This window comes from Phenylobacterium sp. (assembly GCF_036495085.1).
Classification (GTDB): Bacteria; Pseudomonadota; Alphaproteobacteria; order Caulobacterales; family Caulobacteraceae; genus Phenylobacterium.
Map to the genome: position 1 here is coordinate 1 of NZ_DASXNL010000129.1, position 23539 is coordinate 23539.

The 23539-nt window shown below is 66.2% G+C and carries 21 protein-coding genes and 1 pseudogene; 9 read left to right on the top strand and 13 right to left on the bottom strand.

Annotated features, from left to right (window positions below; translation table 11 throughout):
• The first annotated feature begins 386 nt into the window (after positions 1-386).
• Entirely contained in the window at positions 387-2504 is a 2118-nt protein-coding gene (locus VGI62_RS14255) for a redoxin family protein (protein ID WP_331505168.1), read from the top strand.
• A 61-nt stretch (positions 2505-2565) separates the two neighbouring features.
• On the opposite strand, the gene VGI62_RS14260 is transcribed toward VGI62_RS14255, so the two are convergent.
• Positions 2566-3198, bottom strand: coding sequence for a helix-turn-helix domain-containing protein (locus tag VGI62_RS14260; RefSeq protein ID WP_331505169.1), 633 nt, complete (start codon positions 3196-3198; stop codon positions 2566-2568).
• 151 nt (positions 3199-3349) lie between these two features.
• Here VGI62_RS14260 and VGI62_RS14265 point away from each other — a divergent pair, with 151 nt between their 5' ends.
• From VGI62_RS14265 to VGI62_RS14275, 3 genes and pseudogenes are all read left to right on the top strand, one after another.
• Complete coding sequence (locus VGI62_RS14265; protein WP_331505170.1) at positions 3350-4156, top strand: UDP-2,3-diacylglucosamine diphosphatase; 807 nt, start codon at positions 3350-3352, stop codon at positions 4154-4156.
• A 65-nt stretch (positions 4157-4221) separates the two neighbouring features.
• Positions 4222-4410, top strand: a pseudogene (locus VGI62_RS14270) (TetR/AcrR family transcriptional regulator); the annotation flags it as partial.
• A gap of 129 nt (positions 4411-4539) precedes the next feature.
• Positions 4540-5655, top strand: coding sequence for a glycosyltransferase family 1 protein (locus VGI62_RS14275; protein ID WP_331505212.1), 1116 nt, complete (start codon positions 4540-4542; stop codon positions 5653-5655).
• A 14-nt stretch (positions 5656-5669) separates the two neighbouring features.
• Here the strand turns inward: VGI62_RS14275 and VGI62_RS14280 are convergent, their stop codons facing one another.
• Entirely contained in the window at positions 5670-6287 is a 618-nt protein-coding gene (locus VGI62_RS14280; RefSeq protein WP_331505171.1) for a response regulator transcription factor, read from the bottom strand.
• Positions 6284-7567 (bottom strand): HAMP domain-containing protein, encoded by a 1284-nt coding sequence (locus VGI62_RS14285; RefSeq protein ID WP_331505172.1) that lies wholly within the window; start codon positions 7565-7567, stop codon positions 6284-6286. Before VGI62_RS14285 ends, VGI62_RS14280 begins: the two co-directional genes overlap by 4 nt.
• Here VGI62_RS14285 and VGI62_RS14290 point away from each other — a divergent pair.
• The gene (locus VGI62_RS14290) at positions 7545-10127 is read left to right on the top strand and encodes a TonB-dependent receptor (RefSeq protein WP_331505173.1); all 2583 of its coding nucleotides are present in this window, start codon (positions 7545-7547) and stop codon (positions 10125-10127) included. The two genes, VGI62_RS14285 and VGI62_RS14290, sit on opposite strands and share 23 nt — an antisense overlap.
• A 4-nt stretch (positions 10128-10131) precedes the next feature.
• Here the strand turns inward: VGI62_RS14290 and pstB are convergent, their stop codons facing one another.
• The 4 genes from pstB to pstS all read right to left on the bottom strand — a co-directional run bounded on the left by pstB (position 10132) and on the right by pstS (position 13893).
• Entirely contained in the window at positions 10132-10947 is an 816-nt protein-coding gene (gene pstB / locus VGI62_RS14295) for a phosphate ABC transporter ATP-binding protein PstB (RefSeq protein WP_331505174.1), read from the bottom strand.
• A complete protein-coding gene (pstA, locus tag VGI62_RS14300) occupies positions 10944-11795 on the bottom strand; it encodes a phosphate ABC transporter permease PstA (protein WP_331505175.1) in 852 nt (283 codons plus the stop codon). Before pstA ends, pstB begins: the two co-directional genes overlap by 4 nt.
• A complete protein-coding gene (pstC, locus tag VGI62_RS14305) occupies positions 11792-12763 on the bottom strand; it encodes a phosphate ABC transporter permease subunit PstC (RefSeq protein ID WP_331505176.1) in 972 nt (323 codons plus the stop codon). Before pstC ends, pstA begins: the two co-directional genes overlap by 4 nt.
• 74 nt (positions 12764-12837) lie before the next feature.
• The gene (gene pstS / locus VGI62_RS14310) at positions 12838-13893 is read right to left on the bottom strand and encodes a phosphate ABC transporter substrate-binding protein PstS (protein WP_331505177.1); all 1056 of its coding nucleotides are present in this window, start codon (positions 13891-13893) and stop codon (positions 12838-12840) included.
• 271 nt (positions 13894-14164) lie between these two features.
• Here pstS and VGI62_RS14315 point away from each other — a divergent pair, with 271 nt between their 5' ends.
• Complete coding sequence (locus VGI62_RS14315; RefSeq protein ID WP_331505178.1) at positions 14165-15847, top strand: porin; 1683 nt, start codon at positions 14165-14167, stop codon at positions 15845-15847.
• A gap of 176 nt (positions 15848-16023) precedes the next feature.
• On the opposite strand, the gene phnE is transcribed toward VGI62_RS14315, so the two are convergent.
• From phnE to phnC, 3 genes are read right to left on the bottom strand one after another with little or no spacing between them, the layout of a single operon-like run.
• Positions 16024-16836, bottom strand: a complete 813-nt coding sequence (gene phnE, locus VGI62_RS14320; protein ID WP_331505179.1) for a phosphonate ABC transporter, permease protein PhnE — start codon at positions 16834-16836, stop codon at positions 16024-16026.
• Positions 16836-17840: a phosphate/phosphite/phosphonate ABC transporter substrate-binding protein gene (gene phnD, locus VGI62_RS14325; protein ID WP_331505180.1), complete on the bottom strand. Its 1005-nt coding sequence runs from the start codon at positions 17838-17840 to the stop codon at positions 16836-16838. The genes phnE and phnD overlap by 1 nt, the downstream gene beginning before the upstream one ends.
• The gene (phnC, locus tag VGI62_RS14330; protein ID WP_331505181.1) at positions 17837-18631 is read right to left on the bottom strand and encodes a phosphonate ABC transporter ATP-binding protein; all 795 of its coding nucleotides are present in this window, start codon (positions 18629-18631) and stop codon (positions 17837-17839) included. Before phnC ends, phnD begins: the two co-directional genes overlap by 4 nt.
• A 247-nt stretch (positions 18632-18878) precedes the next feature.
• Between phnC and VGI62_RS14335 the strand changes: the two genes are divergently transcribed.
• Both VGI62_RS14335 and VGI62_RS14340 read left to right on the top strand, forming a co-directional pair.
• Positions 18879-20150 (top strand): type III PLP-dependent enzyme, encoded by a 1272-nt coding sequence (locus VGI62_RS14335; RefSeq protein ID WP_331505182.1) that lies wholly within the window; start codon positions 18879-18881, stop codon positions 20148-20150.
• Positions 20151-20252: 102 nt separating this feature from the next.
• On the top strand, positions 20253-21305 hold the full coding sequence (locus VGI62_RS14340) for a 1,9-bis(guanidino)-5-aza-nonane synthase (protein WP_414695692.1): 1053 nt from the start codon (positions 20253-20255) through the stop codon (positions 21303-21305).
• Positions 21306-21418: 113 nt separating this feature from the next.
• Here the strand turns inward: VGI62_RS14340 and VGI62_RS14345 are convergent, their stop codons facing one another.
• The 3 genes from VGI62_RS14345 to VGI62_RS14355 are packed head-to-tail and all read right to left on the bottom strand — an operon-like array spanning position 21419 to position 22566.
• Positions 21419-21835 carry an SHOCT-like domain-containing protein gene (locus VGI62_RS14345; RefSeq protein WP_331505184.1) on the bottom strand — a complete coding sequence of 139 codons (417 nt, stop codon included), beginning with the start codon at positions 21833-21835 and terminating at the stop codon, positions 21419-21421.
• A gap of 9 nt (positions 21836-21844) precedes the next feature.
• On the bottom strand, positions 21845-22189 hold the full coding sequence (locus VGI62_RS14350) for a hypothetical protein (RefSeq protein WP_331505185.1): 345 nt from the start codon (positions 22187-22189) through the stop codon (positions 21845-21847).
• Positions 22189-22566, bottom strand: a complete 378-nt coding sequence (locus VGI62_RS14355) for a DUF2089 domain-containing protein (RefSeq protein ID WP_331505186.1) — start codon at positions 22564-22566, stop codon at positions 22189-22191. Before VGI62_RS14355 ends, VGI62_RS14350 begins: the two co-directional genes overlap by 1 nt.
• Before the next feature lie 142 nt (positions 22567-22708).
• Between VGI62_RS14355 and VGI62_RS14360 the strand changes: the two genes are divergently transcribed.
• Complete coding sequence (locus VGI62_RS14360; RefSeq protein ID WP_331505187.1) at positions 22709-23533, top strand: phosphatase PAP2 family protein; 825 nt, start codon at positions 22709-22711, stop codon at positions 23531-23533.
• Positions 23534-23539 lie beyond the last annotated feature (6 nt).

The following is a 23539-nucleotide window of genomic DNA, read 5'->3' on the forward strand; positions in this document are numbered from 1 at the left end:
ATGCGATGGGCGATCAGCATGGCGTCCGGCGAGATCCTCCCGCGCCTTTGAGCCGATCTCCGGCCTGAACGCCGGAGCTTGCGGCGTCGGCGACCGGGTCAAAGGTCGCCAGGCCCCCGGCGCGGAAGACCGGCGCCTCGGCGCAGTCGGAGCGATGCGTAGGTCTACGAGCGCGTCGCTCGCCGCGCCGGCGCGAGGCCTCGAAGACGACGGCGGAGGCCGGGGAACGAAAGGCGGCCCGCGCCATTCGACGAACATGACAACTTTGAAACTATTCCCCCGATGGATTCCATCTCCTTAACGGTGTTAAGTTAGGGTTTCGCTAGGGCCTCCGAGCGTATTTCGCCGAGAGTGTAAAAAAGCCCGTCTGAAAGGGATGTGAGATGATGTCTGCGCGAATTGGCGTGCTGGGTGCGGCGGTAAGCGCTCTCCTGGTCTACGGCTGCTCCTCGAGCGAAGCGGTGAACGCACTGACGCAAGGGCAGAGCGCCTCCTCGACCGAGCCGACCGCCGCGTCGTCCAAGCCGGCCAGGGTCGACAACTTCATGCTGGTGGACGCTCAGAAGCTGGAGGCCCACGAACTCTATCGGTTGGCCGACGCCAAGGCGATCGTGCTGGTCTCGACCGGTGTGGGCTGCCCGATCGCGCGAGCCATGACGCCGGCTTTGAAGGCGCTGCGCGACAAGTACGCCGCCCAGGGCGTCGAAGTGATGCTGGTCGATTCGAACCTGCAGGACAGCCGCGACGCCATCGCCGCCGAGGCCAAGGAATACGGCATCGACGTCCCGATCCTGATGGATTCGAACCAGCTGGTCGGCGAGTCGCTCGGCGTCACTCGCACCGCTGAGGTGTTCGTGATCAATCCGAAGACCTGGCAGGTCGCCTACCACGGTCCGCTGGATGATCGGTCCGACTACGGGGTGCAGAAGGCGGCAAGCAAGCAGTTCGCCGATGACGCGCTCGCCGCGGTCCTGGCCGGCAAGCCCGCGCCGGAGGCGACGCAGGCCTCCAAGGGCTGCCTTGTCGATTTCCCGGAACGCGCCAAGGCTGCTCAGCACGCCCAGATCTCCTACGTGAAGGACGTCGCTCCGATCCTTGAGGCCAAGTGCGTCGCCTGCCACGAGGAAGGTGGGATCGCTCCTTTCGCGATGAAGGACTACGCGACCGTCAAGGGCTTCTCGCCGATGATCCGCGAGGTGATCCGCACCGACCGGATGCCGCCCTACAACGCAGATCCGCACGTGGGTAAATTCTCGGACAACAAGAACCTGTCGCCGGACGAGATCAAGACCATCGTCCACTGGGTGGAAGCCGGCGCGCCGCGGGGCGAGGGCAAGGATCCGCTGGGCGCCAAGCACCTGGTGGCCGCCGAGTGGCCGCTTGGCAAGCCGGACGCGATCCTGAACCTTCCCGCCTTCACGATCCCGGCCTCGGGCGTGGTCGACTACCAGCACCCCTGGGTCGCCAACCCGCTGACCGAGGGCAAGTGGTTGAAGGCCTCGACCGTGAAGGTCGAAAGCCGTCAAGGCGTGCACCACGTGTTGACCGGTTACCTGAAGGATGTGCCGCAGAACGGGCAGGGCGCGTTTGAGAACAACTGGGGCGTCTCGGTCGGCGGTTACGCGGTCGGCGCCGAGAGCGAGGTTGCGCCTAAGAACGTCGGGACGTGGATCCCACCGGGCGGCGCCATTGGCTTCCAGACGCACTACACGCCGTTTGGCAAGCAGGTGACCGATCACACCCAGATCGCGCTCTATTTCTACAAGGACAACGAGAAGCCCGACCTGGTGATGCACAACTCGGTGATCGTAAACAACGCGATCGTCATTCCCCCGAACGACCCACATCACCAGGAAGTCGGCTACATCACCTTCCCGCATGACGCCCTGCTCTATGCGGCTTTCCCGCACGCGCACTATCGCGGAGCCATGTCGGACCTGTGGATCCGCTACCCGGACGGTAAGGAAAAGCTGCTGCTCTCCCTGCCGCGCTACGATTTCAGCTGGCAGCGGGACTACACCTTCGCCGAGCCGATCAAGGTGCCGGCCGGTTCGAAGCTGATTGCTCACTTCATCTACGACAACTCCAAGCGGAACCCGGCGAACCCTGACCCGAACAAGACCGTGGTCTGGGGTGACCAGTCCTGGGAGGAGATGTTCTACACCGCGCTCCGCTACCGCTGGGCGGATGAGACCTCCAAGCACATGGTCAACTACGACGAGGAGCTGAACAACGATCGCATCATGGGCATGCTGGACGCCAACATCGACGGCAAGATCGAGAAGGCCGAACTCAAGGGCCAGCTGGGCGAGCAGATCGGCAAGTACTTCGACCAGCTCGACACCAACCACGACGGCGCGCTCGACAAGTCCGAGCTGGCCGCGATGCAGAAGATGATGGGCGGGCAGCACCGCCGCCGTGAAGCCACGGCGACCGATGCCAAGCCGGCGACTCCGGCTCCGGCTCCGGCGGCGACCGCCGCATCGCCGACCGCTGGCAAGTAGGCCGTCCGGCACGACAACCAGAAGGCCCCGCGCGCCGGCGCCGGGCCTTCTTCTTTGCCGGCTAATCCGGCCAGAGATCCTGGATGTCGCCCTTGCGGTTCAGCATCCGCACGGCCCGCTTGACCACGGCCAGCAGGCGCCGACGGCGCGCGACCTCGTCGTAGGTCATGGCGCCCCTGGCGAGCCCCTCCAGGAGGAAGCGGCCAAGGTCGCGGCTGGCCTGGAAGCGCGGATCGGCCCCGGCCTGGGCTAGCGCGCCGAAATCACCGACCTGGGCACGGTCAAAGGCGACCTGCGCCGCGGCCAACCGAGCGCGCAGCATCGGATCGGTGCGAGCCGCAGCCTCCAGCTCGGCGAACGCCACGAAGGGGATTTCGTGCAGGAGAGCCCAGTAAGCGTCGATCGCCGCCTCGGAGGCGTCCTGCCCAGGCGCCGCCGAGACCCGCGCAGCGTCCTCGAACAGCCGGGCGCGGTCGAGCTCGATATGCTGGATGGCGGCCTCGACCAGGTCCTCGCGCGTGGCGAAGTGATAGAGCATGGCGCCGCGCGTCAGCTTGGCCGCCTCTGCGATGACCGCATTGCTGGCAGCGTGATAGCCGATCTCGGCGAACAGCCGCATCGCGGCCTCCAGGATGCGGGCGCGCGTCCTTAGCGACTTCGGCGTCGCTTTCGCCGGGGAGGAGCTTGCGTCCATGGAACTCAACTTGGGGCGACCTGGGGAGGGTCTGCTTCGACTGCTCCCTAGCAGGTGTGCTCGAATCCCCGCTAGCGGAAGGGCATGGTTCGCAAAACCGACATCGAATCGGTTCACGGGTGCCTGAGAAGTGGGCGAAGCGGGGACTTTAGTGACTGAAGTCGGGATCCGCCGTTATCGAAGCGTCTTCATATCCGACGTTCACCTGGGCACGCGCGGCTGTCAGGCCGACCTGCTCCTCGACTTTATCCGCCACATGGAGTGCGACACCCTCTACCTGGTCGGCGACATCGTCGACGGTTGGCGGATGAAGAGCGGCGGCTGGTACTGGCCGCAGTCGCACAATGACGTGGTTCAGAAGATCCTCAGGCTCGCGCGCAAGGGCGTCGAGGTCATCTATGTTCCCGGCAACCACGACGAGGTCATCCGGGATTTCTGCGGCGTTCACTTCGGAGGCGTGGTCGTCGCGCGCGACGCAATCCACGAGACCGCGGATGGTCGCCGATTCCTCGTGCTGCACGGCGATGAATTTGACGCTGTGGTCCAGCACGCAAAGTGGCTGGCCCTCCTCGGGGACTGGGCCTATCGCACGCTGCTCGCCTCGAACACGTTGATCAATCGCGTCCGGCGCACCCTGGGGTTCGGTTACTGGAGCTTTTCCGCGTTCGCCAAGACCCGGGTGAAGAAGGCGCTGCAGTTCATCGAGAACTTCGAGCAAGCTGTCGCCGAGGAGGCCCGCCGCCGCGGCGTCGACGGGGTGATCTGCGGCCATATCCACAAGGCCGAGAGCCGGATGATCGGCGACGTGGCCTACATCAACGACGGCGATTGGGTCGAGAGCTGCACGGCCCTGGTCGAACATGCCGACGGCAGGCTCGAGATCCTTGAATGGCCCAAGCTGCTCGACGGGCGCAAACCGGAGCGTGAGCTGGCGCTTCAGCAGCCGCTCGCCGCCTGAGACCCTGATCGAGCGACGGGCAATCGATTGACAGTGGCGCCCGAACTCATGACAGTACCCCTGTCATGAAATCGCCGGCGCCTCCCCAGAACCTGCGTGACCGGCAACGCGAGGAAACCCGCGAGCAGATCCTTCGGGCCGTCGGTCGGCAACTGGAGGCGGGCCCGCTAGAGGACATCAGCTTTTCCGAGATCGCCCGCGACGCCCGCGTCGGCGAACGAACGGTCTATCGCTACTTTCCGACCAAGGAAGCGCTGTTGGGGGCCTTCTGGGCCTGGCTGCAGAGCCAGGCTGTCGCCGTCCAGCCGGAAGCCCGCAAGCCCACGCGCTCACTGCCGCGCATTCGCGAGGCGATCACTGCGCCGCATGACGCGAGCCGGCCCATGCGCATCCTTCTCGCCACCGACGCCTGGGAACCGCAGGTCAATGGCGTGGTGCGCACCCTCACCCGCGTGGTCGGCGAGCTGAAAGCCATGGGTCACGCCGTCGAGGTGATCAGCCCCGATCAGTTCAAGACCTTCCCGCTGCCCACCTACGCCGAAATCAAGGTCGCAATCGGCGTCTACGAGCCCGTGCAGGAACGCTTCAAGGCCTTCGAGCCAGAGGCCATACATATCGCAACCGAAGGCCCGATCGGACTTGCTGCGCGACGGATCTGCGTGGAGTGGAAGCTGCCGTTCACGACCAGCTATCACACCCGCTTCCCGGAATACGTCTCGGCGCGCCTACCTCTGCCTTTGGCCGCCGGATACGCCTACATGAAGTGGTTCCACAAGCCCTCGGGGCGGCTGATGGTGGCCACGCCCACGATGCGCGACGAACTCGCACAACACGGCTTCCGCAACATCTCATCCTGGTCGCGCGGCGTGGACACCGACATCTTCCACCCTGACCACGCCGGCGATCCGGACGTCTACAGTGGCCTGGCGCGGCCAATTTTCCTCAGCGTCGGCCGAGTGGCGGTCGAAAAGAACATCGAGGCGTTCCTCGGCCTTGACCTGCCGGGGACCAAGGTCGTGGTCGGGCCGGGGCCTCAGAAGGATGAGCTGGCCGCCAAATATCCCAAGGCCGTGTTCACCGGCGCCAAGTCCGGCAGGGAGCTGGCGGCCTATTTCGCCGGCGCAGATGTCTTCGTATTCCCCTCGCTCACCGATACCTTCGGCCTGGTGATCCTCGAGGCCATGGCCTCAGGCACGCCCGTGGCGGCCTATCCGGCGCCCGGCCCCATCGACATCATCCCCAACTCCGGCGCAGGCAACCTTGCCGCAAGCGCTACCGAAGGCCTGCGCGAGGCCTGCCTCGAGGCGTTGACGCTCGACCGCAAGCAGGTGCGGGCCTTCGCTGAGAAATTCTCCTGGCGGGCCTGCGCCGAGGACTTCGTGCGTAACCTTCAGCCCTACCCGGAACCCGAGAAGACCCGATTCTGGCGTCGACTTCGGCGTTTGGCGCGTGTGCGTCGACGGCCGGTCGCGCTGGCGGCCGGAAGCGGCGCCCGGTAACAGCCGCCAGGGGACTAATCGCCTGCGGGCTGGCAGATTTCCACCGCCAAGCGGATCAATTCGCCGGTCCGGGAGACGCCGAGCTTTTCCTTCAGCTGAGTGCAGCCATTGGCGGCGGTCTTGTAGGCGACGCCCAGCGCCGCGGCGATTTCGCTGAGGCTACGACCCTGGGCCAGCAGACGCAGGGTCTCCAGATCGCGAGGCGTCAGGCTCTCCAGCGGCGCGCCGGCGCCCAGCGCCAGGGCCTGGGCGACCTTGGCCTCGACGTAGCCCTCGCCGCGGGCCACGGCATGCACGGCGGCTGCGATCTCATCGGGGGCGGCAGCCTTGCTGACATAGCCCTTGGCGCCGGCCTTGAGCGCGCGCGAAGCGTAGAGCGGCTCGGCGTGCATGGAGAGCACCAGCACGCGGACCGCGGGGTCTTCGCGCAACAGCCGCGCCAGGATCTCCAGCCCCCCGAGGTCAGGCAGGTTGAGGTCGAGGATCACCAGTCCCGGACGTTCGGCGCGCGCGACGTCGAGCGCCGCGCGGCCGCTGGCCGCCTCCAGGATCACGCCGCTCCCCAAGTCGCCCAACAGGCGCTTTAAGCCATCACGGACAATGGCGTGGTCGTCGACCAGGAGGATTTTCATGGCCGCACCGGCTCCGGTAGTTGCAGGGGTACGCGGGCGTCGACTGTCCAGCCGTCCCCCGTCCCCGGATCGATGGCGAGCTGGCCACCCAAGGCCGCGATCCGTTCGCGCATGCCCAGGAGGCCGAAGCGGCCTCCCGGCCGTTCCGCCGAGGCGCCGTTGTCGGCGACCCTCAGCACTACGGATTCTCCGGGCGCCATGCTCAGGCTGAGCACGATCTGCGAAGGGGCCCCGTGACGCACGGCATTGCTCAACGCCTCCTGAGCCACACGATAGAGCGCCTCTCGCAGGCCAAGTCCCAGGGCGGCGTCATCGATCTGAAGCCTCAGGTCGAAAACGATGTCAGGACGTCGCGCCCGCCAGAAGGACACCAGATCCTCGACCGCTGACTTGAGGCCGAACTCCACCGCGCGCAGTGGCCGAAGCCGGCGCAGCATATCGGTGACCTGGGTCTGCATGTGGGCGACAGCGGCCTGGATGAGCTCGACGCGCGGCGGCGTGGCGGCCGCATCGATATTCACCGCGAAGAGATAGGGACCGATCTCATCATGCAGGTCGCGGGCGATGTCTGCGCGCTCCTCCTCCTGCACGATGGCTAGCTGCTCATGCAGGCGATGGTTCTCGCGGTCGATGGAATCGAGTTGGCCGGCCATCGCATTGAACCCCTGCGCCAGGCGTTCAAGCTCGACGGTACCGCCCGCCGCGACGCGCGTTTCGAAGTCGCCCGCTCCAACCCGGGCGAGCGCGGCGGACACGTCCTCCAGCGGCCGCAGCGCGCGGGTGACCGCGCGCCGGATCAGAACGACCGCCAGGACGGAGAGCAGGCCCACGATAAGAAGGGCGTCACGCAGGCCCGCCCACACCTCGCCGATCTCGTTGATCGGCACGGGCTCGAGCCGGATCGTAGCGCCGGCTGGCGCACCCAGCACCTGGGCCCGGGCGCGGGGGTCGATCAGGGCGACAAACCAGCTGGGTGGCGGATCGCTCGGCATGTAGGGCCTGGAGATCGCCGACGTCGCGCCTGCGCCGTCGCGCAGGATGGCGCGGACATGGCGGCTCCCGTCGAACACCTTGACCAGCCGGGGCGGCACCCCCGCCGATCCGTGGGCGCCGGCGTCCTCCACTCCGCCGCGCACCGCCTGCACTGCGCTGGCCATGGCCGAGGCCAGTTCAGAATCCACCGAACGGCGGGCGTCCCAGACCAGGGCGAAGGCGCCGATGGCCAGGCTGGCCGCCAGGGCCGTGCAGGCGGCAAGAATGACACGCCCATGCAGTGTCACCGGCCGCATCGCAGGTCGGGAAGATTTCCCGGGAAAGTCGGGAAGCCGCGCCATTGTCGCCCTCCAGGCCGTCCGATACCGCACGTTCAACAAGGTTCGTGGGGGCACGGTCAAGGAAATGGGTTGCGGGGGACTGTTCAATGGGTCGAGCTGGCGGGCTTGGTTTGGCCTGACACTGGCCCTGCTGCCGGCCGCGGCTTTCGCCGACGACGCCGGGCCCACGGTCAGCCCGCTTGTCGTCGTCGCCCCGACGCCCCTGGCAGGAACCGGCGTGGACCGCGACAAGCTGCCCTCCTCCACCGACGTCCTGGAGGCCGACGACTTGCAGCGACGCGGCTCCCTGTCCATAACCGACGTCCTGGCGCAACGGACGCCCGGGATCACCCTTTCAGATAGCCAAGGCAACGGCCTGGCCCGGACGCTCGACTACCGCGGCTTCACAGCATCCCCTTTGCAGGGCCAGCCGCAGGGCCTCGCCGTCTACATGGGCGGGGTGCGCCTGAATGAAGCGTTCGGCGACACTGTCAATTGGGACCTGATCCCGGAGGTCGCAATCCGACGCATCGAGTTGGTGAGCGGCGATCCTGCCTTCGGGCTGAACGCCCTGGGTGGCGCGCTCAGTCTGACCATGAATACGGGCAGGGACCTGACCGGCGGCGTCGTGAGCCTCCAGGGCGGGTCCTTCGGCCAGGCGTCGGGCTCGGCGCAGTACGGCGCGGCGAGGGGGCCCTGGTCCGCCTATGTGGCGCTGGACGCGGGACATGAGGACGGCTGGCGTCAGCACTCACCCTCCAACGTCGCGCGCGCTTACGCCAACCTCGGCTGGAGCGAGGGCCGCGGCGAGCTCCAACTGACGGCCGACCTTGGCGAGACCCGCCTGGGTGTCGTAGGCCCCACACCCGTCGACATGCTGGCCGCTGACCGGAGTTCGACCTTCACCTTCCCGCAGACCACCCGCAACCTGACCGGCCTGCTGGCGCTCAGCGGCTCGTTCAAAGCCTCGGACGCCTGGACGCTGCAAGGCAACCTCTATGCTCGCGCGTTCAGCCAGGACCATGTGGACGGCAACGGCGGCAACTTCGAAGGCTGCAGTCGCAACCCGACCGATCCCTTGTTCGGCGCCCTGTGTGTGCAGGACGACGATTTTCCCGCCGCGATCCGGCCCGCGGCGGCCGCATTCCAGGTGCTGGGCGCCGATGGAGCGGCGATAGGGTGCCCACCGCTCGTCGCCGGCGAGACGAAGCTCTGCAACGGTATCCCCTACGGGACCATCGACCGCACGCACACCCGCACCGACACCACCGGGATATCGGCGCAGGCCGTGCGCGAAGCGACGTTGCTTGGTCGCCCAAATCTGTTCGCCGCCGGCGTGAGCCTCGAGGCGAGCTCCGTTCGGTTCAGCGCGGATTCGACGCTCGGCCTGCTCTTCCCCGACCTCAGCGTACAGACGGCCCCTGGAACGATGGTCGGGGCGGGCCAGGTCATCCACACCGCCGGCGCCATCGCCTACAGCCCGGTGGACCTCCACGCCTCGACCCGGAACACCGGCCTCTACGCCACCGATACCTTCGACATCACAAAAACCCTCTTCCTGACGCTGAGCGGGCGGTGGAACGGCCAGCAAATCGCGACCTCGGACCGTACGGGCGTAGCCCCGGACCTGAACGGCAGGCACCACTTCGACCGGTTCAACCCGGCGGTGGGCCTCGCCTGGAAGATGGCCGGCTGGATCACCGGCTACGGCGGCTATTCGGAAACCAACCGCGCGCCGACGCCGCTGGAACTCTCCTGCAGCAACCCTTTGAAGCCTTGCCTGCTGGAAAACGCCCTGGTCTCCGACCCGCCGCTGAACCAGGTGGTCTCCAAGACCTGGCAGGCGGGTGTTCGCGGCGGCGCCGTTCTCCTGGATGGAAGCCTGGATTGGCGCCTCAGCGCCTATCGCAGCGACAATCGCAACGACATCGTGGCCCTCGCCAGCGCGCTGCAGGGTCGCGGCTCCTATGCAAATGTCCCGGGCACGCGTCGTGAGGGCATTGAGGCCGCGGCTGACTTCAGGGCCGAACGGTGGATGGCCTACGCCTCGATAAGTGAGGTCGAGGCGACCTACCGGTTCTCAGGGGCGCTGCCCTCCCCCAACAGCCCGTTCGCTGACGACAACGGCAATGTGGCGGTGACCTCGGGCGATCGGATCGGCGGAATCCCACCTTGGCGCTTCAAGGCGGGCGGCGACTACGATCTGACGCCTGCAATCACGGTGGGCGCCGACGTGCTCGGCGTCGGCAAGCAGCGCCGGGTGGGCGATGAGTCGAACCAGGATGAGCAGATGCCCGGCTACTGGGTGACCGGGATCCACGCCGCCTGGGACGTGAGCCACGGCGTTCAGCTGTTCGGTCGCCTCGACAACCTCTTCGACCGCAAATACGCGACCTTCGGGACCTATTTCGAAACAGGCTCCCTGGACAATCTGAACCCCTCGCCCTTGCCGGCCGCGCCGAGCCCGAACACCGACACACCCGCGCCGCCCAGATCCTTCCTGGTGGGCCTGCGCGTCCGCTGGTGAGCGATCAGCCGAAACGACCGGTGATGTAGTCCGAGGTGCGCTGCGTCGCCGGCCGGGTGAAGACCTCGTCCGTCGGGCCGAACTCGACCAACTCGCCGAGGTACATAAAGCCCGTGTAGTCCGAGACGCGGGCCGCCTGCCCGAGATTGTGAGTGACGATGACAATCGTGTAGTCGGCCTTCAGCTGGGTGACGGTCTCCTCCAGCTTGGCGCTGGAGATCGGGTCCAAGGCCGAGGTCGGCTCGTCAAGCAGCAGCACTTCTGGCCGCACCGCGACGCCGCGCGCGACGCACAGTCGCTGCTGCTGGCCCCCCGATAGGCCCAGGCCCGAGCCGTGCAGGTTGTCTTTGACCTCATTCCACAGGGCTGCGCGGGTCAGCGCCTCTTCGACGCGGGCGTCCATGTCGGGCTTGGAGAGGTTCTCGTAAAGCCGCACCCCGAACGCGACATTGTCGTAGACGGTCATGGGGAAGGGCGTGGGCTTCTGGAACACCATGCCAACGCGCGCGCGCAAGTTCGCGAGGTCGATGCCTGGAGCAAGTATATTCTCGCCGTCCAGAATGATCTCGCCTTCGGCGCGGTGGCCTGGGTAGAGGGCGTACATGCGGTTCAGCGTTCGCAGAAGCGTGGACTTGCCGCAGCCCGAGGGCCCGATCAGCGCCGTCGCCTTGTTGCGGGCAAAGGGAATCGAGACGCTCTTCAGGGCGTGGGTCTTGCCATAGAAGAAGTCGAGGTTACGCACATCGATCCGGACGTCCGCGCTGTCCACACCGGCGATGCTGGTCTCGAACTCAGCCACGGCTGGATTGAGGGTGTTCATGAGCGACGCTGCTCCTGGGCCAAGATACGCGCGACGATTGTCACGGCAAGCACGGTGCCGGCGATGAGGAGGGCGCCGGCCCAGGCGAGTCTGCGCCAGTCGTCATAGGCGCTCAGCGCGAAGTTGAAGATGACCACCGGCAGGTTGGCGGTGGGGTGCATCAGATTGAGTGAGAAGAACTGGTTGTTCAGTGCGGTGAACAACAAGGGGGCAGTCTCGCCGCTGATCCGCGCGAAGGCCAAAAGCGCGCCTGTGAGCAGTCCGCTCCGGGCCGAGCGCCAGAGAATCCGGCGGATGACGTATGAGAGCGGCGCACCTAGCGCGACGCCGGCTTCGCGCAGGGTCGCCGCCTGGAGCTGGAGCACGTCCTCGGTCGTGCGCAAGACCACCGGGATGGCGAGGAGCGCCAGGGCGACAGCGCCCGCAAAGCCCGAGAACGAGTGGAAGGGCCTGACCAGCAACTCATAAACAAACAGGCCCACCAGAATGGATGGCGCGGAGATCAGCACGTCGTTCAGGAACCGGATGACCGAGCCATACCTGGACCGCCCGCCATACTCGGCGAGCCAGGTGCCGGCCAGGACGCCGACGACAAGCGCCATGGCCATGGCCAGGAGACACATCGTAAGCGAGCCGACGATCGCATTGGCCAGGCCGCCCCTTGATCCGGGCGCGGGCGTTGAACGCGTGAAGACGTCGAGATTCAAGCCGCCAACGCCCTGCCTGAGCAGCGACCAAAGTATCGCGGCCAGGGCCGTCAGCGCGATAGCTGTAACCAGCACGCAGAACACCTTGAAGGCGACGTCCGCGATCCGCCGTCGCGCGATCTTTGCGGCAGAAGCCGTCATGTGCGCACCGCCGAGGTCCGCAGCATCAGGCGGGCCAACGCCAACACCAGGAAGGTGATCACGAACAGCACCAGCCCGAGCGCGATGAGCGCTGCGGTGTGCATTGGCGTCGAGGCCTCGGTGAATTCGTTGGCGATGGTGGACGCAATGGTCGAGCCGCTGTCGAACAGCGACTTTGGGAAACCGTGTGAATTGCCGATGATGAAGGTGACCGCCATGGTTTCGCCGAGCGCGCGGCCGAGCCCCAGCATGACCGCACCGATGGCGCCGGAGCGCACGTAGGGCAGGGTCACCGACATTACGACCTCAGCCGTCGTGGCGCCCAAGCCATAAGCGCTTTCGCGCACCGCGGGCGGCACCGTCAGCAAGAGTTCGCGCAGTGTCGCGGCCATGTACGGCAGGATCATGATCGCCAGGATGATCGAGGCCGACAGGATCCCCGAACCGTTCGGGACGCCGGTTGTCAGGGTCTCAAGAAGCGACCCGGGCTTCGCGGCCGCCATCAAGGGCAGCTGCACGAATTTGGAGAATAGGGGCGCGAATACGAAGAGACCCCACATGCCGTAGACGATCGACGGAATGCCGGCGAGCAGCTCTACGGCCGTGCCGATTGGCCGCCTGAGCGGCGCGGGGCAGAGCTCGGTGAGAAAGAACGCCACGCCGCCCGCGATCGGCAAGGCAATGATCAGCGCAATGGCCGCCGTGACCAGGGTGCCGATAATCGGTCCGGCGGCGCCATAGACGTCAGTGACCGGATTCCAGGTGGAGACGGTGAGGAACCTGAAGCCGAACTTGGAGATCGCCGGCCATCCGCCGACAGCCAGCGAGAACATGAGGCCGCCCAGGGCCACAAGCACCGCGGTCGCGGCTGAGAAGCACAGGCCCTCGAACACCTTGCCGACGAGCGCCCCGCGCGGGGCGGAGCGCCGCATCGGTCCACCGGCTTTAGAGAGGGCGATATCGGACATGACCTGTCTGGCTTGACGGTAGGAGCAGAAAAGGTCCCGTCGCGTGGGCGGCGACGGGACCAGAACATTCGGTGCTAGCGGTAAACCGGCTTGCCGTCGGGGCCAACGACCTTGGTCCAGGATTTGCGGATGAGGTCCTTCACCGGCCCCGGCAGCGGCACGTAGTCGAGTTGGTTCGCTGCTCCGTCGCCGTTCTTGTAGGCCCAGTCGAAGAAGTTCAGGACCTCGCGGCCCTTCGCCGGATCGGCCTGCTTGGCGTGCACAAGGATGAAGGTGGCCCCGGTGATCGGCCATGCGTCAGGGGCCGGTTGATCGAGCAGAAGAAGGTAGAAGCCCGGAGCTGCGCTCCACTTTGCGCCGGCTGCGGCAGCGGCGAAGTTGGCCGCGTCCGGCGACACGAACTTGCCGGCCTTGTTCTGCATCAGCGCATAGGTCATCGCGTTCTGCTTGGCGTAGGCGTACTCGACATAGCCGATCGCGCCCGGCGTCTGCTTCACGAAGGCCGCGACCCCGTCGTTGCCCTTGCCGCCCAGACCCACCGGCCATTGCACGGAGTCGTTGCCGCCGACTTCAGACGCCCAATGCTGGGCTTTCATGCTGAGGTAGGTGGTGAAGAGGAACGTCGTGCCCGATCCGTCCGAACGGTGCACGACAGTGATCGGCAGGTTCGGCAGGTTAACGCCCGGGTTGGCCTTGACCAGGATCGGGTCGTTCCACTTCTTGATCGCGCCGCGATAGATGTCGGCAAGGTTCGCGCCAGTCATCTTGATCTGGCCTGGCTTGATCCCCGGCAGGTTCATCACTGGCACCACGCCGCCGATCACGGTCGGGAACATGGTCAGGCCGCCGGCCGCCAGGTCGTCCGGCTTCAGCGGCTTGTCGCTAGCGCCGAAGTCGACGGTCGATGCGGTGATCTGCTTGATGCCGCCGCCGGAGCCGATCGCCTGGTAGTTCAGGCTGGTGCCGGTCTGCGCTTTATACATCTCCGCCCACTTTGCGTAGACGGGCGCTGGGAAGGTCGCTCCCGCGCCTGAAATCGTGCCCGCTGCCTGCGCCCCAGACACAGAAGCCAAAGTGGCTGCGCCAGCGATCAGGGCCGCGCTGAACGCCGCCCCTATAGTTTTCAACATGGTATTCTCCTGAAAAGAGCGCCCCATCCATGCCGCTCTCGGGCCGCTGATAGCCTCGGCCGACGACAGTTTGGTGACATTGCGCCGGCGCCACGATTCGTAGCTCCCACTCTCCACAGAGGGACTGTCATCGAGTCGTCACAGGACTGTCGGCCAGCCGTCATGCACGACGGATACATCGCTGCGAGCGGCCGGGGGGACGTTGAAAGTTCGATTACCCGCCTCCCCGAGTTCAAACGACTAATCAACGAGAGAAAACGGGGACAAGATCATGAGCCTTCTGATGAAGGGTCCAGTGCGGCGCGCGGCGGGCGGCGCGTTCATCGCGCTCCTGCTGACGAGCGCGGCCACCGCAGCCATGGCTGCGCCCAAGACTCACAAGCATGCGGCCAAGGCCTCTGCGGTCGATCCGCGCGACGCCAAGATGGCGGCGATGCAGCAGCAGATCGACGAGATGCGCGCCCAGATGGCGCAGCTCGTGCAGGCCAAGACCGCGGAGAGCGACGCCAAGGTCGCCGCGATGCAGCAGCAACTCGACACGGTCAACGCACAGTTGGCCGAGGTTAAGACCGCCCAGGCAGGCGATGCGGCCAACATCATCACCCTGCAGGCCCCGCCCTCCGGCGCGACGGTCACCCCCAGCCTGCCGAACGGCAAACCGACCTTCGCGACGGCCGACGGCCGCTTCACGGCCAACATCCGCGCCATCGTCATGTTCGACGCCGGCGAATACTTCCAGAAGAACAACCTTCCTGCACAGATCACCGGCCCCAGCCGCGACCTGAACTCCGGCACCAATTTCCGCCGCGCCCGCTTCGGCGTGGACGGCAAGCTGTTCAAGGACTTCGACTACGCGCTGATCTACGAGTTCGGCGGGTCGGGCGCTGAAGACACCGGCCACATCCAGGAGGCCTGGGCCCAGTACACCGGCTGGAAGCCCTGGCGCATCCGGCTCGGCGCCTTCGAGCCGAACATCGGCTTGCAGGCCGCGGTCTCCACCAGCCAGATGATCATGATGGAGCGCCCCTCGGCGGCCGAAGTCGCGCGTAACGTCGCGGCCGGTGACAGCCGCAGCGCCCTCCAGCTGACCGGCAACGGCGTCTGGGGCGAAGGCGACTCCGGCATCGCCGCTCGCTGGTTCGCATCCGGCGCCCTGACCGGCAACACCGTGAGCACGCTCAATTCCACTGGTGGCTTCGCGACTCAGCCCTTCGGTGAGCAGACCGCCATCATCGGACGCCTTGCGCTGGCGCCGTTCCATTCGACCGACTGGCAGGCCCACTTCGGGATCAACGGCCAGTACGTGTTTCAGACGAACGACGCCGGAGTGGCGACGGCGCCGCGCTATCCCCTCCAGCTTCGCGACCGTCCGGAACTTCGCCTGGACGGCACTCGTCTGGTCGACACCGGCGCGGTCGACACTCGGAATGCCTCCGTCTACGGAGCCGAGTTCGGGTTCACCTCCCACCAGTTCATGCTGGAAAGCGAATACTTCGAGTACAAGATCGATCGGCGGATCACCACGGCGATCGCACCGAGCAACCCCAACTTCAGCGGTTGGTACGTGCAAGGCGCCTGGGTGCTGACCGGCGAGAACCGCCCGTACAACCCGGCAGAAGCCCGCTTTGACGCCCCGAAGCTGAACTACAACTTCAACCCGGCCGCAGGGACCTGGGGCGCCTTCGAGCTCGCCGCACGCTACTCCGACCTCGACCTCAACTATCACGATTGCGGCGCGGGCCACCCGATCCCGGCTGCGCCGGCGCCCTGCTTCGACGCCATCCGCGGCGGCCAGCAGAAGATCAGCTCGGTCGGGCTCAACTGGTACCTGAACCCCGCCATCCGCTTCATGTTCGACTACCAGCACGTGGACGTGGACCGCTTCAACGCCGCGGGCCTGCAAGTCGGTCAGACGTACAACGCGATCGCGATGCGCAGCCAGCTGACCTTCTAGCTTCCATCCCCCCGCGAGACTTAGACGCCGCCGTGGCCCCCCACGGCGGCGCTTTTTCTTGTCACATCCCTTGGGAAGCGGGCGCCGCGACCAGAAGTACGCAGGGCGGAAGGGCAGGTCTGCCGCTCAACGCTGCGGCCGGTGGCCCCTCGCACCCCGACCGGCGCGGAAGAGACCTACAGCAGGCGGCTGCGGATGACCTGCGAGAGGAAGTCGATCAGGGTCACGGCGACGATGATCACGATCACGATGGCCGAAAGGCTGTGGTAGGCGAAGCCGTTGATCGCATCGAACAGCAGCTGACCGATGCCCCCGGCGCCGATCAATCCGAGCACGGTCGCCGAGCGCGAGTTCGACTCGAACCGGTAGAGTGCGTACGACGTCCACAGTGGCGCCACCTGGGGGATGACCCCCCACACGACTTCATGCAGGGGTGACGCGCCGGTGGCCCGCACGCCCTCGACCGGTCCTTTGTCGATCGACTCGACGGCCTCGGAGAAGAGTTTGGCCAGCACGGCGCCGGTGTTGATGGTCAAGGCCATGACGCCTGCGAAGGGCCCTGGGCCGACCGCCACCAGGAAAAGGGTGCCCACGACAAGATCCGGAACCGAGCGCAAGAGGTTCATCAATAGGCGCATCGGCTGCTGGATCCATGGCGGGGAGACGTTGCGCGCGCAGGCCAGGCCAAACGGGATCGCAATCACCACCGCCAGGAAGGTGCCCCAGAGTGCGATCTGCACGGTGAGCCACATCTGGGCCACGTAAAGGCTCAGGTTCGAGAAGTCCGGCTTCAGCAGCTCCCTGCCGTATTCCCGCATGTTCTCCGAGTTGGTGAACAGCTTGGTGAAATGGCTCATCTCGACCGGCTTGAATCCGATCAGGAGGAGGACGATCACGCCGCCCCAAAGCAACAGGTCCGGCGCGCGCTGGACCAGCGAACGCGCCGGCGCCTTCGGGACAGCTGACGGGACGGCAGCCGGGACGCTCATCAGAGATTGGGCTCCACCGCGCGCTTCTGCGCTGCGGCGTTGTGGATCTTGTCGAAGGCCGCCTGGGCGTCGGCGATCTTTTTGGCGTCGCCGGAGTGCTTGGCCTCGAACAGGGTCTGGGCCGCCTGCATTTCGCGGACCGGATCGAGGTAGGTGTTATCCGCCGGCCGGAACCCGCCGTAGGCAAGGCCCTTCAGGACTTGGCGCTGCCTGTCAGCCGCGGGGCCCGTACCGACGCCGTAAGTGAGGAAGAACTGCCGCAGTTTCTCCTTGAGCGCCGGATCCAGGTCCTTGCGAGTCACGATCGAGGATTCCGGCAGCGGCGGCGAGGTCCAGATGACCTGGATCTTGTCGGCTATCGCCGGGTTCTCCCGCCTGGCGAACACCAGGCCCACCGTGTTGTTGGTGGCCACGTCCAGAACACCGTTTGCGACGGAGAAGACGTTGGCCTGGTGGCTCGCCGAGCGAACGGTCTTGAAGCACTCGGTGGGCTCGATCCCCTTCGCCGCAAAGACGTAGGCCATGGGGGCCAGGGTGCCCGACGTCGACTTGGCGTCGCCCAGTCCGAACGTGAACCGCTTCCCGCACTTCAGCACGTCGTCGAGCGTGATGTTCCGCCCCTTCTTGACGATCATCACTGAGGCGTATGTCTCGTCGCCGCCGGCATCGATCACCCGCCCCAGCACCTCGCCGTCGGCGCGGTTGACCGCTTCCAGGGCCGGCAGGGCGGAGAACCAACCCACCTGGACCTGCTTGAAACGCATCGCCTCGATGAGGGCCGTGTAGTTGCTGGCGAAGAACGGCTTCACCTTGACGCCGATCTGGGCGGACATGTCGTCCAGGAGCGGCTGCCAGAGCGGGCCCATCGAGGCCTGGTTCTCCGCCGAGAGGATCGAGAAGGTGATCTCCTTCGGGGGCTCGGTGGCGGCAGGCTTCTGGCTGCAGGAGCTCAGAGCGAACGCCGCGGCCAGACCCAGACCGGCAAGCAGGCGGCGGGCGATCATTTCGGGGCTCCTTCCCAGAATACGTCCTCGAATTCCGGGCCGTAGATATCGATGAGTTTGGGACGCTCAAGACCGCTGGCCGCCCCGTCGTAGACGATCTTGCCGGCTTTCAACGCAACCACACGGTCGCAATAGCGCAGGGCGTAGTCGACCTGGTGCAGGGTGACGACAACCGTCAGACCGTCCTGGAGATTCAGGTCGCGCAGGTTTTCCATGACCTTGCGCGCGGCGACCGGGTCAAGCGAGGCGACCGGTTCATCGGCGAGAATGATCTTGGCTTTCTGGACGAGGGCGCGCGCGATGGCGCCGCGCTGCTGCTGGCCGCCGGAAAGCGTATTGGCCCGCTGGCCGGCGTACTCAGCGACGCCGACCCGTGCCAGCGCGGCCATGGCGGCCGCCTTAGTCTCATCGGGCCACAGGCCGAAGAGGCCCCGCCAGCCTTCAATCCGACCAAGGGAGCCCAGGGCCACATTCGTGAACAGGCTGAGCCGGCCGACGAGATTGAACTGCTGGAAGATGAAGCCGATGCGCGTTCGGGTCTCGCGCACCTTCGAGCTGATCCTGCCGTTCTCCTGCACCGGACCGCCGAACGCTTCGATACGGCCTTCGCCGGCGTCGATGGTCTGCAGGCCGGAGATCGATCGCAGCAGCGTGGACTTGCCGGACCCGGACGGACCGATGAGGGCGATCATCTCGCCTTTGCGGACATCCAGCGAGACGGCGTCAAGCGCGCGGCGCTCGCCAAAGCTCTTTGAGGCCTTCCGAATGGAAAGGACGGCGGCGTCTGACATCTAAGGCTGAGGCTTCCCCAAACAAGCGCGCGCAAGCCCGGCGGTCACCGCCCGCCCCTTGCCATGGCTACATGCCACGCCCGCCCGCATCCGGTCTACCGCGTCCAATTGCGGCGGACGCCCTGTGGACAGAAGTCTTTACATCGCCGGACTATGCCCCTATGTGGCGCGTTCCGGCGGACCCGCTGTCCTGAAAAGCGCTGCTAACGCCGGATTGGGTTCAACTATCCGTTGGGGGTTACGTGAATTGCACACGTATCATACGCCCCTGGACCTGGTCCGTGATCGTTCGCCGGAACGTCCTGTCGCCCTCGCGCGGCCGGACGCGGTAGCGACAGCGGCTCGCTGGTTCCAGGAAAATTTCAAGGGCGACGTTTTCTACGCCGTGAAGGCGAACCCTTCGCCGTGGGTCATCCAGACCCTGGCCAAGAACGGCGTCATGTCCTTCGATGTCGCCTCGATCCCCGAGATCGAGCTCGTCGCGCAGTTCGCGCCGGGCGCGCGCATGGCGTTCATGCACCCGGTGAAGAGCCGGCGGGCGATCGCTGACGCCTATCACAAGCACGGGGTGAAGACCTTCGCGCTGGATACGCACGAAGAGCTCGCCAAGATACTCGATGAGACGGACGGCGCAGACGATCTGACCCTGATCGTCCGCCTGGCGGTTTCTGCGGAAGGCGCCGCCTACTCGCTCAGCGGCAAATTCGGCGTCGACACCCACGAGGCCTCGGCCCTGCTGATGGCGACGCGCCAGGCCACGCAGGACCGGATGGGCGTCTCCTTTCATGTCGGCAGCCAGTGCATGCGGCCGACGGCCTTCCAGGCCGCCATGGCCCAGGCGAGCCGCGCCATCGTGCGCGCCGGGGTGATGGTCGATGTCGTTGACGTGGGCGGAGGATTTCCCTCCGTCTATCCCGGCATGGTCCCGCCGGACATGGCTGACTATCTTGACTCGATCGATCGCGGCTTCGCCGAGATGATGGTCCACGAGGACACCGAGCTCTGGTGCGAGCCTGGCCGCGCCTTGGTGGCCGAAGCCTCCTCGATCCTGACCAAGGTCGAACTGAAGAAGGGTGATGCGCTCTATCTGAACGACGGCAGCTACGGCAGCCTTTTCGACGCTGCGCACACCAAGTGGCCCTTTCCGGTGAAGCTCTTCCGCAACGAAGGCGGAACGGCCACAGAAGTGGAGGGCCCCCTGAAGCCCTTTCGTTTCTATGGGCCGACGTGCGACAGCCTCGACCATATGCCGGGCCCGTTCTGGCTGCCGGACGATGTCCGTGAGGGCGACTACCTCGAGATCGGTATGCTGGGCGCCTACGGCGTGGCCATGAACACCCGCTTCAACGGCTTCGGCGACGCCGAGACCGTTGCGGTCGACGACGCACCGATGGCCTCGATGTTCGGCCTCGCCGGACGTTCGATCCGCCTGCCCCGCGAGGCGCAGGAGGAGGAGCGAAAGGTCGTGCGTCTTTCGCGTCCCAAGGGCGCGGCGGGCAAGAAACGCCGGCGGCGGTAACAGCCGACAGCCATCACGTGTTAAAGGCGCGGCCGGTCGCTCCGTCCCGGTCGCGCCTCTCCTATGGACGGGCGATCACCTCTCAGAAGGGAACTTCCGAAGATGAACGCTGACGTTCAGAAATCGAACCGCAAAGCCGAACTCCTCGCCAACACCGTCGAGCATGTGGCGATCGACCAGTACGACGCCCGGCCGGTGATCGATGCCATGCGCAAGATGAGCTTCACCAGTCGCGACACCGCGCGCGCCGCCGACATCTGGTCGATGAGCCTCGAAGACGCCGACTGCTCGACGTGGCTGACGCTCGCCGGCTCGACTTCGGCGGGCGGCTGCATGCACATCTACCGCGACATGTTGAAGTACGGAATGATCGACGTCGTGGTGTCGACCGGCGCGTCCATCGTCGACATGGACTTCTTCGAGGCGCTGGGCTTCAAGCACTACCAGGCGCAATCCAACGTCGACGATCGCGACCTGCGCGACCTCTACATCGACCGGATCTACGACACCTACATCGACGAAGAAGAGCTCCAGAACTGCGACGGCACGATCTACGAGATCTGCGAGATGCTCGAGGCGCGCCCTTACTCAAGCCGGGAGTTCATCTGGGAGATGGGCAAGTGGCTGGCCGCGGGGAACGCCAAGAAGCCCGGCTCGCTGATCCAGACAGCGTTCGAGGAAGGCGTGCCGATCTTCTGCCCGGCGTTCACCGACAGCTCGGCCGGTTTTGGCCTCGTGAAGCATCAGGTCGAGCGGATGAAGGCGGGAAAGCCCTATCTGACCATCGACGCGGTCGCCGACTTCCGCGAGCTGACGGATATCAAGATCGCCGCCGGCGCCACGGGTCTTTTCATGGTCGGCGGCGGTGTCCCGAAGAACTTCGCCCAGGACACTGTGGTCTGCGCCGAGATTCTCGGCCACGAAGTCGACATGCATAAGTACGCCGTGCAGATCACGGTCGCTGACGTTCGCGACGGCGCCTGCTCGTCCTCGACCCTCAAGGAGGCCTGTTCCTGGGGCAAGGTCGACGTGACCTGGGAGCAGATGGTCTTCGCCGAAGCGACCACGGTGGTGCCGCTGATCGCCTCCGACGCCTGGCACCGCGGCTCCTGGAAGACCCGCACCAAGCGCCGCTGGGCGAAGCTCTTCGCGTAGCGCCGGAGCGGTGAGATCTGATCCCATCGCGGTCAAGGCGGCCTGACTTCGGAAGAAGGCCGTCACTGCGCGGGCAGTGACGGCCAGTTGGGCGTCGGGGAGGATTTCGACGCTTATTCGCAGTAGACGCGGACCCTGGCGTCCGGGGCCTCGACATCCACCGTCAGGTCGTTGAGGTGGGCGATCAGGTCCTCGAGGTTCTCCGGCTTCAACTGACCGATGTCGAACGGCACGCCGTTCTTGGCGAGCTCGGCGTTCACCTGCTCGCGGGCGGCCGGGGGGATCAGGCTCGAGAGCCGCACGCCGGCGCGCAACAGCGCCATCGGCACCCGTACATTCACCTTGGTCGCCTCTTCGTGCGCGTCGACGGTGACGCGCAGATACTTCGGCGGGTTATTGGCGCCCGAGCGCGCCTCGCCCACGACGGGCCCGTCGTTGCGATCCAGCGCCGACAGCAGGCGCTCGGCCTCGTCGGCGTTGATCTTCCCATCCGACAGCATCTGCAGGACAGAGCGGCGATCATTGTTCATGGGAGGCTCCTAGAGAATCCGGATGAGCACCAGGACGTCGGGCGTATCGACGTCGACGACGGTGCCGCTCAAGCTGAGAAGCAGCCCGCCGACACCCAGGACCGTCGCCAGCGGCCTGGCCCCGTAGCGTTGCGGTACGAAATAGAGCAGGGGCGTCAGCAGCAGCGCGAACGGCGCCAGGAGCAAGAAGAGCGGGGTCAGCGGCAGCCACAGCCTCACGATCGTTCGCCGCGATGGGTGCGTGGCGATCGGCCTTGCCTCGGGAGGGACGAGCCGGGGCGCGGCCGAGCCGCCGCCGCGGGCCTCCATCGCCGCCAGGCTGAAGTGGCGCAGCGCACGCGGGGCATAGAGCATCAGCGGCCCTCCAATTCCGAAATGGCCTGGTCAGCGGTGATCTCGCCGCGGGCGAGGCGCTCCAACACTTCCTCACGGCCAGGCGTCGGATCAATTTCGACGAACTCAAGACTGGCCGCGATGCGATTCAGGCGGGCCTTCACCGTCGGATAGGAGACGCCGAACACCTGCTCCATCTCCTTGATCGAGCCATGGCTGCGCACGAAGGCGGCCACGAACACCTGATCCTCGGCGGAAAGCTGGGCAAGCCGCGGCAGCTCGAAGGCGCCCTCGATGGCGACGTCCTGATCGGTCAGCCGCACCCGCTCGACCACGATCGGCCGTCCGCGGGTGAGCTCGCTAAGCACATGCCAATCTTGGGTTTTGGCGTCATTCATGCCGCACATCCTTAAGATTATCAATTTCGAAGTCAAGTTTCTTAATTGGACGCCCAACGATATGCGAGATTGGCCTGGCGATAGGTTGAATCACACGCGCAGCTCTGCGACACCCCGGGGCAGGGAAGCGGAGGCGGACAAGATGGCTTGGAGACTGATGTTGGCGGCGGCCGCGACGGCGACCATCGGAGCGGCGCAGGCCCCGGCGACGGCTCCCCCGGGCTCGACGCCCGCGCCAACGCCTTCCCCGATGGCCGCCAATCCCGTTCCGGGCTACCTCGGCGAAGCGGCGCCGGACACCTACAAGATCCTGCCGCCGGCGCCGGTGGCCGGGACCACCCGCTACGAAGCCGACCGCACGATATTCCTCGGTACGCGCAGCCTGAAGGACACCCCGCGCTGGGCGCTGGCGCAGAACGACGTGGACCAGTTCGCTGTCCTGAAGGACCTGTCGTGCGCGATCGGCGTCAACCTCACCTCCCAGAACGCCCCCAAAACCACGGCGATGATCGCCCGTGTTGGTCGTGATGTTGCGCGCGCGACCGATCGCCCGAAGGACATCTACAGGCGCCAGCGGCCTTACCTGATCGACGAAGGCCCCACGTGCGTCGAGAAATCAGCCGCACTGTCGGCGAGTCCTGACTACCCCTCGGGCCACAACACCTGGGGCTGGACGGTGGGTCTGATCATGGCCGAGCTCGCGCCCGACCGGGCGACCGAGATCCTGGCCCGAGCACGCGCCTTCGGCGAGAGCCGGCTGGTCTGTGGGGTGCACAACCTGAGCGCCATCGAAGCCGGCCGTCTGAACGGCTCCATAGTCGTGGCCGGACTGCACGGCTCGCCGGAGTTCCGCAAGGATCTCGAGGCTGTCCGCAAGGAGGTGGCCGCCGCGCGCAGAGCCGGGCCGGCTCCCGATCCGGCGGCCTGCGCGAAGGAAGCGGAGCTCGTGGCGAAATCGCCGTACTAAGGCGCC